This window comes from Variovorax sp. Soil_C_39 (assembly GCF_057656815.1).
This window is the reverse complement of record NZ_JBDGJQ010000006.1, coordinates 267,363-279,523: the sequence shown is the minus strand read 5'-3', so window position 1 is coordinate 279,523 and position 12,161 is coordinate 267,363. Positions and strand designations below refer to the sequence as shown.

Sequence of the window (12,161 nt, the reverse complement as noted above, 5' to 3'; positions counted from 1 at the left end):
GTCGGGCATAGGCCAGGCGGCCGATGCGGCGCGGCCTTCCGTCACGCTCCCGCCGCACGCCGGGCGTCGACATAAGCCCTCCGCCTTATCGCGCGAACCAGGGGCCTTCCGTACATTGGGGTTCTGCCCTTGCCGCAGAAGTCATCCCCATGCCTGTTGCCGTGAACCCTTTCATCTCGTTCCTCCGGAAACGGCTGCGGCATTGGCGCGTCCGCCTCGCGCTGGCCCTGTGCATGGCGCCGTTCGCCGCCGTGGCCGCGGGTGCCGCCGGGCTCACGGTGCTGATGGGCGACGAGGTGCCTGCGCATACCGAATTCGTGCAGCACATGCGCGCCGCGCAGGCGCCCGGCGGGCGCTTCGAGCTGGTGCGGCTTTTGCCCGGCGCGGCCGATGTAGCGCAGTCGGGCGTCGAGAGCGCCGTGGCCGCAGCGGGCGCCGAGCCCGAGCGCGCGGTGAACGCCGGCGTGCGCACGCGCAGCCTGCGCACGGCCACGCCGGCCCCGGCCGACACGAGCCTCACGATGGCCGTCGGCGCGCCCGCTGCGCGCGCCGCGCTCGATCGCCCGGGCCAGCAGCCGCTGCTGCTCGCGATGCTGAGCCGGCTCGAGTACGAGAACCTGCGCGCCAGCGCCCCGGCGCTGCGGCGCGGCGACCGGCGCGTGGGCGTGCTGCTGCGCGACCCGGCCATGGCCGACCAGTTGGCGCTGGTGGCCGCAGTGCTGCCGAACAAGCCGCGCCTCGGCGTGGTCGCCACGCCCGAATCCGAACCGCTGGTGCGCGATCTGCAGCGTGCCGCGGCCCAGGGCGGCCAGCCCGCGTGGGACCTGCAGGTCGAATACGCGCCCGACGCGCGCTCGCTGGCCGCGGCGCTGCGCGCGGTGGTGCCGCGCAGCGACGCTCTGATGGTGCTGCCCGACCTGATCGGCGACAACCAGGCGGCCACGCTGGCGGTGCTTCGCGCGGGCGCGAGCGCGGGGCTGCCGGTGTTCGGCGCGAGCGAAGGGTTGGTGCGATCGGGCGGTCTGGCCGCGGCCGTCTCGACGCCCGCGCAGCTGGCGCAGCAGGCGCAGCTGCTCGGGCAGAAGCTCGCGGGCCACGGCAGCAGCGCAAGCAACCACGTCCCGCTGGTGGAATCGGCCGCGCCGCCGTCGGTGCGCGTCAACGCCACGGTGGCACGCGGACTCGGGCTTCGCTTGCCGCAGGAGCGCGACCTGACCGAGCGGATCACCGCCACGCGATGAGCGACGTGGTGCCGTCCGAAGGCGCGCAGTCCGCGCACCCGCCGCCGCCTGCTTCACCATCGTCCGCGCCCACGCTACTGGTGCGCGGCAACCTGCAGCGCGACCTGTTCCGGCTCGGCGTGGTGCCGTGCGCCGCAGTGGCGCTGGCGCTCACCGGCTGGTTCACCCACCACCGGCTGCAGACGCTCGAGGCGGCCTTCGACGCCGAGGGCCAGGCCGTGGCACGCCAGGTGGCCGCGATGTCGGACCTGAGCCTCTATGCGGGCGACGTGCCGGCGCTGCAGAACGTGGCGAATGCTGCGTTGCGCGGCGGGCAGGTGATGCGCGTGGAGATCAGCAACAGCGCCGGCGTGTACGTGACGGCCGGGCCCAGGACCTCGCCGCTCGCTCAGCTGCGCATGTTCACGTCGCCGGTCACGCTGCGCGAAGCCTCGCGCGCCAGTGCCTTCGCGCCCGCAGGCTCGACGGCCGCCGGCGACACCCCGATCGGGCTGGTGCAGACCTTCCGCGACACCACGGCCTATGCGCGCGAGCGCAGCCGTTCGCTCATCGCCGGCATCGGCATCGCGCTGGTCGCGCTGCTCGCGGCCTGGGCCTCGGTGCGCCACATGGCGCGCACCGTGGCGCGGCCGCTGCGCCGCGTGTCGCGCACCGTGGCCGCGCTGGAGGCAGGGCATTTCGAGGCGCGCTGCGGCGTGGGCGACGGCGGCGGCATCGCGTCCGCACAGGCGCCCTCCGCCGGTGCGCACGAGCTCGCGGTGCTCGCGCGCGACATCGACCGCCTGGCCGAGCGCCTGCAGCACAACCGGCAGGTGAGCGAGGAACGCGTGCGCGAAGCCACCGCGGTGGCGCTGCAGCGCATGGCCGAGGCCGAGCAGGCGGCGCTCTCCCGCGCGCGCTTTCTCGCCGCTGCGAGCCACGACCTGCGCCAGCCGCTGCATGCCATGGGCCTGTTCATCGACGGCCTGCTGCCGGGCGCCAGCGCGGCGCAGCGGCCGGCCATGATGCGCCTGCAGGAGAGCACAGAGTTCATGGGCGTGCTGCTCGACGACCTGCTCGAGATCTCGCGCCTCGATGCGCAGGTGCTGACACCCGCGATCACCCGCGTGTCGCTGGCCGCATTGTTCGACCAGCTCGATGCGCAGCATGCCGCCACGGCCGCCGAGAGCCGCGTGCGGCTGCGCTGGAGCGACCGCGGTCTGGTCGTGCGCAGCGACGCGGCGCTGCTGCAGCGGATCGTCGGCAACCTGGTGTCCAACGCATTGCGCCATGCGCCGCCGGGCGGCACGGTGCTGGTGGCTGCGCGCCGCGGCCGTGCCGACGATGGCGGCGACGGCGTGCGCATCGAGGTGCGCGACAACGGCGTGGGCATCGCGCCCATCCACCAGGGGCGCATCTTCGAGGAGTTCTATCAGGTGGCCAACACCGAGCGCGACCGCCGGCGAGGCTTCGGGCTGGGGCTGGCGATCTGTGCGCGCATCGCCACGCTGCTCGGCACCCGCATCACCGTGCGCTCGGCACTGCAGGCCGGCAGCACCTTCGCGCTGACGCTCCCGGCGGTGCAGGCCGCCGAGGCGAGCACGCCCGAGGAAGAGCCCGCACCGGTGCCCGCGGCGCCCCTTGCGGGGCTGAACTGCATGGTGGTGGACGACGATCCGGCGATCCTCGACGGCAGTCGCGCGCTGCTCGAGCAGTGGGGCTGCCGCGTCGAGTGCATCGCCACCGGCGCCGAGGCGATCGCGCGGCTCGGCACGGGCGACCTGCGCTTCGATGCGGTACTGTGCGACCTGCAGCTCGCGGGCGACGGCGACGGCATGGACGTGATCGCGGCGGCGAAGCGGCTGCAGCCCGATGCGCTCGCGGTGCTGGTCTCGGGCGCCACCGGCCCCGAGGTGCTGCAGCGCCTGCGCCGCGGCGGCGTGATGCTGTTGACCAAGCCGGTCGCGCCGGCCAAGCTGCGGGCGCTGCTTTCCACGCGGCGCCACGCACCGGCCTGAAAGGATCGCCATGCTCGACACCGACGCGCTGAAGACCATCCGCCCCTTCATCGCCACGCCGAGCCACAGCGGCTCGATGACGAGCGACTACGTGCGCAGCCTGCTCGGCCTGGTCAATGCCGCGTGGCAGCACGGCTTCGCGTTGCAGGCACGCTTTCTCGATGGCGACAGCCTGATTCCGCGCGCGCGCAACCGGCTGGTGGCGGAATTCATGGCCGACGCACGCTGGACGCACCTGTTCTGGATCGATGCCGACATCGGCTTCGCGCCCGAAGACGCGCTGCGCCTGCTGTGCGCGGGCCGACCGGTGGTGGCCGGCGTCTATCCGCACAAGGACGACGGCTGGCCGCGCGCCGGGCTGGCGGCGCCGCTGCCGGCGGGCAGCACGCGCGACGACTTCGAGGCGCGGCATGCGGTGTTCCCGGTCAACCTTGCCGCGCCGGGCACGGCCGCACGGGTCGAGCCCGACGGCTTCCTCGAGGTGCTCGACGCACCCACGGGCTTCATGCTGATCGAGCGTGCCGTGTTCGAGCGGCTGGCCGAAGCCATGCCCGAGCTGCGCTACACGCCCGACCGCATGGACGACCCGGTGGCCGCGGCGTGGCCGCACTACCGCTTCTTCGATGTCTGGGCCGAGCCCGGCCATGGCCGCTACCTCAGCGAAGACTTTGCGTTCTGCCGCCGCTGGCAGTCGATCGGCGGCAAGGTGCATGTGGACACGCGCTCGCGCCTCACGCACACCGGCACGCACACCTACCGCGGCGACTTCGCGCGCACGCTGTCGGCAGGGGTGCCTTGAGCAGCCTCGCCTGCCTGCAGCGCCGGCGGCAGCGTCGCCATGTCGTAGCCGCGGCCGGGCGCTACCAGCGCGAGGCAGAGCGCCGGTCCTTCGTCGGCGAGATGGTCGTAGCCCATGGGCTGCAGCCGTGCGCCGGGGTCGAGCGCACGGTGGCGCTCGCGCCGTGCGATGCGGTCCTCGCGCCGCACCATGCGCAGGTGGTAGACGCGGTAGTAGCTGCGGTACATCGCACCATGCCGTGCCACCGCATCGGGGAACCGCTGGCCGTGCAGCGCGGGCGCGGCGTCGAACGCGATCTGCTGCGGCAGCCGGAACAGCATCGCGCGCGTCTGGCGTCCCCAGTCGCCGTCATCGCGAAAACGGTCGGGCGCATCCCACAGCTCGCGCAGCGACAGCGACAGGCAGGCCAGCCGGTCCTCGGGCAGCGAATCGACGATCGCATGCAGGTGGCGCAGGAACAGCGTCTCGAAGCGCTCGTCCGCGTCGCAGGCAAGCACCCAGCCTGCACCGTGGCGGCGCGCGCATTCGAGCAGGCGGCGGCGGTTGCCGGGCTCGTCCCAGTGGTGCGGCTCGGCTGGCGGGTTGGCGAGCAGTTCGAGCAGCTTCGGCTCGTTGCGAAGGATGGCGGCGGTGCCGTCGGTGGAACCATCGTCGAGCGCGATGAAGCCGTCGACGTGCGGGCGCAGGTGGTCGAGGCAACCCTCGATCCAGCCCGCCTCGTTGCGCAGCTGCATCACGCAGACGATGCGCGGGCGCGCAATGAGACGCTCGGGTGCGCCGCGGCTGCAGTACGGGCAGAAATACGGCGGCGCCGGCTCGTGGTGCAGCATGCGTGCGCAGACCTCGCACTGGCGGCGCGACCCCATCGCGAAGCTCGCCGGCGCTGCGCCCAGCCACGCGGGCGCAGCCTCTCGCCGTGCGGCGTCCGGGTGCGGCGCGTGCGCGGTGTCGTCGCGCGCGACGCGGCCGAAGTCGCGGCCCCAGGCGTCCTCGCGCCCGTCGGCCGCGAGGTTCGCGCGCGGCGCGCCCGGCGTGCAGCGGCGCCAGTCGTTGTCGGGGTCGAAGCGCTCGGCGCCGTTGCGCGGCTCGAACGACAGGTGCAGCAGCTTGAGCGATGCGCAGGCCTGCAGCTGCCAACCCGCCATTTCGAGCCGCACGCGGAAGTCGTCGTCGTCGCCACCCCAGATGTCGAAGCGTTCGTCGTAGCCCCCCACCGCGTCGAAGGCCACGCGCGCGCAGCACAACGACCCGTAGAAGGTGCGCAGGTAGAGCGCCTCGGGCACCTGCTGCGCGAAGGCCGCGTCCAGGTTGCCGTCAGCCGCGTCGAGCGCATCGAAGCGCGCAAAGCCCACGCGCCCGATCGCCACATGGCGTTCGCCCGCCATTGCCGCGTGCAGCGCGACCGCGGGCGCATCGCCGACGTAGGCCGATTCGGGCGAATGCACGAAGACGAAACGGCCGGTGCTGAGGCGCACGCCCACGTTGATCGCGCGGCACGGCGGGCGCCATTCGTGCGGGCGGTCGTTGACGAGCAGCTTCCAGCGCACCTGCGCGAACCGGTCGAGCAGCCGCCGCAGGCTCTCTTCTTCCGAAGGCTCGTCGAGCGCGATCACCACCTCGATGCCGGGTCGGGCCCAGAACGGCGCGTTGCGCGCGGCCACGCGCTCGAACTCCGCGAGCTTGCGGTAGAACGGCATCACCACGCTGAGCCAGGTTTCGGTCATGGGCCGTACCACCACCACAACCCCGTCGCGAGGTCACGCGCATGAACGGCTGCTTCATCAACCTGCAGAAAAGCACCGCCCGGCGCGACACCATGGCGGCGCAGCTGCGCGCGCTCGGCCTGCACGGCGCCATCGCGCGCTTCGAGGCCACCGGCATCGAGGACCTGCCGCCTGCCGGCGCGGTGAGCCGGCGCGAGCATGCGTGCTTCCGCTCGCATGTGGCGGCGATCGAATCGGCCCCCGCCGACGGCTTCTTCCTCGTGCTCGAAGACGATGTGCAGTTGAGCCGCGCGCTGCCTGCGCTGCTGCGCGACGAGAACGCGCTCGCACGCCTCGCGGGCTGCGACCTGGTGTTCCTGGAATGCCTGCCGTATGCCTCGGCGCCGGCCCTTCTCGGGCTCTGGCAGAGCCTGCAGAAGCACCTTCCGAGTGACCCGCAGGCGCCGCGCGATGCCATCGGCGGCATCGAGATCCTCGAGGCGGCGGACCTCTACAACTGGGGCGCGACCGCCTACCTCGTGACGCCGCGCGGCCGGCGCACGCTGCCCGCGCTGCTCGGCGAAGCGCTGGCCGAAGGCCCGGCGCTCGCCTTCGACATGGCGCTCAACCGGCTGATCGCCGCGGGGCGGCTGCAGGCCGCGGTGCTCGCGCCCTTTCTCGCCACGCCCAGGATCGGCAGCGAAGCCACGAGCACCATCGACGACCGCGCGCGCGTGCCCGCCTACGACGCGCTCGGCGGAGCGCTGCGGCGCATGTTCTTCGCCGGGCCGCTCGAGGACATCGAGGCCCGTGCAGCACCCTATCGCCATGCGCCGCTGGCCGAAGGCGATGCGCAGCTGCAGCTGCTCGCCGACCTGATGTCGCAGCTCTTCATCGTGAGCGCGCGCGGGCCGCGCTGAGCGCTGCGCGCGCGCTCAGCGTCAGAAGTCCGCGCAGCCATTGCGCCGCTCGGTGTTCACGCAGCTCAGCAGGTTGGGCCGCGAGCGCACGCGGGTCCATTCGCGCGCGAGCACGTCGCCGTCCTGCGACGCGCGGTCGCCGTCGAGCGGGCCGGTCGCAAGGCAGATCGGTGCCGGGCCGATGTTGCGGTCGTACAGGTAGGTCGATGGCAATTCGCGCACCACGTCCACCGAGGGCAGGTCGGGTCGCTCGAAGACCACGGGCGGTGGCGGCGGCGGCGGTGGCGGTGGCCCCGGATCGACGCGCAGTTCGCCCGGCACCACGTTCACCGCATAGCCGGCGGCCGAGGCGAAGGCCCCGTCGATCGGGTAGGTGCCCGGCGGGCTCGCGCCATTCGCCGCTGTGCCGGGCGTGCCGCTGAAGCTCGATGCGTCGTCGCCGAGGATCAAGCCGGTCACGCTGTAGGTGAAGCTCGGGTTCGGCGCGCCCGCGGGCCGCGAGGCATCGCCGATCGTCACGGTCGCGACCGGTTGCCGGGCGTAGATGAAATGGTTGTCGCCGGCCGGCACGGTCACGGTGCACAGGCCCAGGTAGGCGCAGTGGTACAGGTTGGGCAGCGGGCCGGAGCCCGCGAGGCCGCCGCGCGTCTCGCCGATCCAGGTGTCGGCCCAGACGCGCCAGTTGCCGCCGCCGATCGCGAAGGCGCCGGGGTTCTGGAAGCGCGCGGCCGCGACGAGGTCGGTGCTGGCCGCGTTCACGTTGGCGCCGAGCGTGAGGTCGCCCGAGAGCGTGCGCACGAAGACCGTGCTGGCGGCCATGGAGCCGGCGCTGGCGACGGTCGGCAGGTTGGCGGCGGGGTCGAACCCCGCGGCGGCCACCGGACCGATGGTGACGGCATTCGCATCGACGTAGCGGAAGCCGCCCTCCGCGCCGCCGCCGACGGTGCCGACGTCGTTCGCCGCGGAGTCCAGGGCCACCGAACCGCCGTCCGAGCGCGCCAGCAGCGTGCCCGCGGTGATCGCCCCGGCCGCAGACTGCGCGATGTTGCCGCCCGCGAGCAGACCAACGGTGGCGGCCGTGACCGCGCCGTTCAGCGCAATGCTGCCGCCGCCCTCGTTCTGCAGCGTGAGCGCGCCCGGCGTGGCAATGGCGCCGGCCACGGTGATGTCGCCCGCGTGCGTGCTGCTGCCGGCCACGATCGTGGGGGCCGAGAGCTGCGCGAACTCGCCGCTCGACACCGAGAAGCCGCCGCCGCCCGCGCCGCCGAGCACGATCGGTGCGCCGGTCGCATCGAAGGCCGCGAAGTTCGCATCCATGCCGCCCGGGCGCAGGTTGATTGCATTGGCGGCGCTCACGGGCGCGCCGATCACGATCGCATCGGCGCTGCCGTCGTTGATGGCGCGCAGCACCACGTTGCCGCTGCCTTGCACGCTGGGCGGCGCGCCGGGGCCGCTGACGCCGCCGCCGGCTTCGATCGAGACGCCCGCCCCTCCGTTCTGCGAAGCGCCGCTGATCTCGATGTCGCCGCCGCCGGTGGTGGCCAGGCGCGCGCCGTTCTCGAGCCGCACGCCGGTGTCGCCGGTGGTCGGCGCATTGTTGAAGTTGTAGCCGCGCAGCACGATGTCGCCGCTGCCGCTCGTGATGCTGCTGCCGCCGTTGACGAGCACGCCGTGCGCGCCCGCGAAGGTGGACGAGGCCTGGCGCCGCGCCACGCCCTGCACCGTGATGCTGCCGGTGGTGGTCGAGATGGTCGACGGCGCGCGGCCATCGGTGATGACCACGCCGCTCTGCCAGTCGGCCGAACTGCCGCGGATGTCGATATCGCCGGTCGAGGTGGCGAGGTTCACGCCGGCCAGGGTCACGTTGCCGCCCGCGATCTGCAGGTCGCCGCCGGCGCCGGCATCGCTCTGCCCCACGCGCGTGTCGATGACGGTGTCGGCCAGCGTGATGTAGCCGGTAGGCGCGCCGGGCTGGCCGGCGAACAGCGTGACGGCGCCGCCGTCGGTCTGCACCTGCGCATCGCCCATGAAGATGGCACCGCTCGTGGACGTGCCATTGCCGTGCGCCGTCATCGTGACGTCGCCGCCGCGGGTGTCGATGCTGCCGTTGTAGACGATGAAGCCGCTGTTGCCCGACGGCGTTCCGTCCGCGTTGACGCCCGCGTCGAACACCACGTCGAGCGCACCCGCGCCGGACGAGCGGATCACCGTGCCGGTGCCGTTGGCCTGGATGCTGCCAGCCGACGCCAGCTCGAAGGTCCGCGGCCCCGACGCGCCGTCGTAGTCGACGAGCACGTCGTTGGCCAGCGAGATGCTGCCGCTGCCGGCACCGCCGGTGCCCGTGGTGATCTTCACGTTGGCGCCGCCATTGAGCGCGGCATTGATGTCGCCGTCCTGGATGACCGACGCGGCCACCGGATCGAAGGGGTTGGTCGGCAGCGAGCCGGCGGCGGTGCCGCTGACGATGGAGATCGCGTACGGATCGATCAGCCACTGGCCCGCGAGGCCCGCAGGTGCCGCCGCATCGACGCGGATGCCGCGCAGGTCGAGCGCCGCACCCGAGGTCTCGATGAAGCCGCCGTTGCCGCCGCCCGCGCCGGCCCGCGCCGAAAGGCTGCCGTGCGCGCGCAGGCTGTTGCCCGCGAGCAGCACGATGCTGCCGCCGTCGCCCGCGGCCGAGGTGTTGTCGGCGCGGATCGCGAGGCTGGAATCGACCGAGAGCATGCCGCCGCTGTTGTCGGCGCTGCGCACCGTGGCTTCGAGGCGCACGCTGCCGCCGCCGGCCGCGCCGCTCGCGTCGGCCAGTGTGCCCTCGCCATCGGAGAAGCTGCCGGCGTAGATGTTGCGGCCGGTCACGCTGACCGAGCCGCCCGCACCGGTGGCGCTCGCAGCGCTCAGCAGGGCGTTGGATTGGTTGCCGCGCTCGAGCAGCACGTCGCCATCGCGGCCGTCGACGACCACCTGGCCGCCGTCGGCGCGCAGCCCTTGGCCCTCGCCATCGGCGCGGATCCAGACAGCCGCCGCGGTCAGGTCCTCGTCGAGCCCGGCCGGCGGCGGCACCGGCACCCCGAGGAAGTCGAGCTGCAGGCCCGCGCTGCCCATCGTGCCGCTCACCGAGAGGCTGCGGCCATTGCCGGCCACGACCGAACTGCCGTCGATCACCACGCCGTGCGAGGCATTGATGGTGGCGGAGGCCGCCAGCTTCCGGAACTCCTCGTTCGCCAGCAGCGCATCGAGGTTGGCGCCGCGCCCGTCGATGGCCACGTTGCCGCCGGTGGCGATGTCGGCATCCTGCAGCGCGACGCCGCCGCCGGTCGCGCCGAAGCCGAAAGTGCCGATCGGGTCGGTGGCTTCGTTCCATCCGCGCGTGCTGCCGCGCAGCACGATGTCGCCGCTGCCCGAGACGATGCGGCTGCGCGAGCCGGGCGCGGGGGCGAGTGCGCTGAAGTCGTCGCTCGGCCGCACTTCCACGCCGCGCGCCATCAGACCGCCCACGCCGTCGACCTCGATGCGGCCAGTGCCGGTGAGGAGTTCGGCGCTCGCCAGCACCACGCCGGCGCTGGCCGAGAAGAAGCCGCTCGCGACCTGGGTCTGGCCCTGGCCACGCAGGCTGATGCTGCCGCCGCTGCCGCTGCAGCCGGTCGCGTCGGCTGCGCAGGTGGAGATGCGGCTGTCGGTGAGCTGGATGCCGGCCGTGGGTTCGTCGAAGCGCGGCGCATGGCCGATGGCGCGGCCGTTGACGGCGTCGCTCTGGCCATAGAGGCGCACGTTGCCGCCGTTGGTTTCGATGACCGCGCCGTCGAGCCGGATCGGCGCGCCGATGCCCGAGGCCAGCGGCGCATCGCCGGGGCCGGGCACGGTGCCGTAGGCGTCGGCGTTGAAGTCGACGTGCAGCGCGCCCGATTTCGACTGGATCGCCGAGCCCGTGAACATGCCGATGCCCGTGGCCGAGTCGACGCGCAGCGCGGCGTCGCGCCCCTCGCCCTTCACCACCTGGCTGCCGGTGTCGAAGTACACGCCGTACATCTGGCGCCCGACCTCGGGATCGTCGGCACTGCTTTGCAGCAGCACGTCGGTGCCGCGGCCCAGCGCCGCGCCGATCGCGCCGCCATGGACCTGGCTCGCACCGCTGGCAGTGCCGTCGAAGAAGCCGCCGGGGTCGTAGGCCGGGGCATCTTTCGACACGACCATCTGCCGCCCGGAGCGCAGTTCCCAGCGGCCGTTGGCGCCGCCGCCGGCGCCGCCCGACGCCGAGACCGCGAGGTCGCTGCCGACCGCCACGGCGGTCGCGCCGGCGCTCACGAGACCGCCCGCGCCGCTGCCCGACCCGTTGGCCGAGAGGGTGCCCGACAGGTGCATGCCGTCGAGCGAAGTTTCCGAGTTGGTCGCGCCGAGGCGGATCTCGCCGCCGGCCGCGTTGCCGGTGCGGCCATCGGCGCGCACGATGGCGTCGGGTGCCACGGCGAGCCCGGCGTTCGCCGCGACTCGCACCGTGCCGCCGCCCGCGTCGCCGCTCGCATCGAGCGTGGCGCCTTCCACGCGCACCCTCCCCCCGGTCACGTCGATGCGGCCGCCCCGCGCCGCGGTGCCGGTGGCATCGAGCGTGCCGCCGACGCGCACGTCGTTGCCGGCGCCCGCACCGAGCACGATCTCGCCGTTTTGCAGGCCCACGCTGCGCGCACGCACCGTGCCGGCCTGGTTCACCACGAGTTCGTTGAGCGTGGTCGACTGGCCCACCATCACGACGCGGCCGCCATCGGCGCGCAGCGTGCCGGTGTTGGCGACCGAGGCGTTGGTGGCCATCGCGCTGGTGTCGATCGCGATGTTCGTGAGGCCGTCGCCCACGAGGTCGAGCGTGATCCTGCGGCCCGAGGCGAGCGCGATGGACTGGCCGTCGGCCGTGATGCTGGCGCCGGCGCCTTCGTTGGCCACGCCCGCGCCCATCAGCACCACCGGGCCGCCATTGGCCTGGATGCTGCCGAGGTTGCGCACGGTGGCGCCATTGGCATCGGCGCGTTCGAACACCAGGTTCGTGGCGCCGTCCATGAAGCTCTTGTCGCTGGTGGCGAGCGCGAGCGTGGAGGCGACGAGGCCGCCGACATTGACCTGCGCGCTGCTGTTGAAAAGCACGCCGTTGGGGTTGACCAGGAACACGCGGCCGTTGGCATTGAGCTGGCCGGCGATGGACGAGGTCTCGTTGCCGGTGACGCGGTTGAGCAGCACGCTCGCGGCGTTCGGCTGCTGGATGTTGACGATGCCGCCGGCACCGATCGAGAAGGTGGTCCAGTTGACGATGCCGCGCTGGGTCGATTGCGCGATGTTCATCAGGCCGCCAGCCTGGGTCATCGCGACATTGCCGCCGACCACGGTGAAGCCGGTGGGCAGCACCTGCGCCATCGCGGGCGCAGCGCCCGCACAGATCAGCGACAGTGCCACGGGCCGCAGCCGCAGGCGGCGCGCGGCCGTGCGAAGAAGGTGCTGGGAGGTGCGGGGCTTCATGG

6 protein-coding genes are annotated in these 12,161 nt (G+C 73.2%); 4 read left to right on the top strand and 2 right to left on the bottom strand.

From position 1 onward, the window contains the following. Positions 1-161 precede the first annotated feature (161 nt). From AC3A6J_RS17990 to AC3A6J_RS17980, 3 genes are read left to right on the top strand one after another with little or no spacing between them, the layout of a single operon-like run. Entirely contained in the window at positions 162-1,241 is a 1,080-nt protein-coding gene (locus tag AC3A6J_RS17990) for an ABC transporter substrate binding protein (protein ID WP_487861334.1), read from the top strand. Beyond that, on the top strand, positions 1,238-3,238 hold the full coding sequence (locus tag AC3A6J_RS17985) for a hybrid sensor histidine kinase/response regulator (protein ID WP_487861333.1): 2,001 nt from the start codon (positions 1,238-1,240) through the stop codon (positions 3,236-3,238). Before AC3A6J_RS17990 ends, AC3A6J_RS17985 begins: the two co-directional genes overlap by 4 nt. A gap of 10 nt (positions 3,239-3,248) precedes the next feature. Continuing rightward, the gene (locus AC3A6J_RS17980) at positions 3,249-4,037 is read left to right on the top strand and encodes a hypothetical protein (protein WP_487861332.1); all 789 of its coding nucleotides are present in this window, start codon (positions 3,249-3,251) and stop codon (positions 4,035-4,037) included. Here AC3A6J_RS17980 and AC3A6J_RS17975 read toward each other — a convergent pair. Further along, positions 3,992-5,761, bottom strand: a complete 1,770-nt coding sequence (locus tag AC3A6J_RS17975; protein WP_487861331.1) for a galactosyltransferase-related protein — start codon at positions 5,759-5,761, stop codon at positions 3,992-3,994. The genes AC3A6J_RS17980 and AC3A6J_RS17975 overlap by 46 nt on opposite strands. A 41-nt stretch (positions 5,762-5,802) precedes the next feature. Between AC3A6J_RS17975 and AC3A6J_RS17970 the strand changes: the two genes are divergently transcribed. Further along, positions 5,803-6,660 (top strand): hypothetical protein, encoded by an 858-nt coding sequence (locus AC3A6J_RS17970; protein ID WP_487861330.1) that lies wholly within the window; start codon positions 5,803-5,805, stop codon positions 6,658-6,660. Positions 6,661-6,681: 21 nt separating this feature from the next. Here the strand turns inward: AC3A6J_RS17970 and AC3A6J_RS17965 are convergent, their stop codons facing one another. Continuing rightward, entirely contained in the window at positions 6,682-12,159 is a 5,478-nt protein-coding gene (locus tag AC3A6J_RS17965; protein WP_487861329.1) for a two-partner secretion domain-containing protein, read from the bottom strand. Between the last annotated feature and the right edge of the window lie 2 nt (positions 12,160-12,161).

Excerpts from the sequence above, each read along its gene's own strand:
- AC3A6J_RS17985 (WP_487861333.1), top strand. The coding sequence starts at position 1,238 with ATGAGCGACGTGGTGCCGTCCGAAGGCGCGCAGTCCGCGCACCCGCCG.
- AC3A6J_RS17980 (WP_487861332.1), top strand. The coding sequence starts at position 3,249 with ATGCTCGACACCGACGCGCTGAAGACCATCCGCCCCTTCATCGCCACG.
- AC3A6J_RS17975 (WP_487861331.1), bottom strand. The coding sequence starts at position 5,761 with ATGACCGAAACCTGGCTCAGCGTGGTGATGCCGTTCTACCGCAAGCTC.
- AC3A6J_RS17970 (WP_487861330.1), top strand. The coding sequence starts at position 5,803 with ATGAACGGCTGCTTCATCAACCTGCAGAAAAGCACCGCCCGGCGCGAC.
- AC3A6J_RS17965 (WP_487861329.1), bottom strand. The coding sequence starts at position 12,159 with ATGAAGCCCCGCACCTCCCAGCACCTTCTTCGCACGGCCGCGCGCCGC.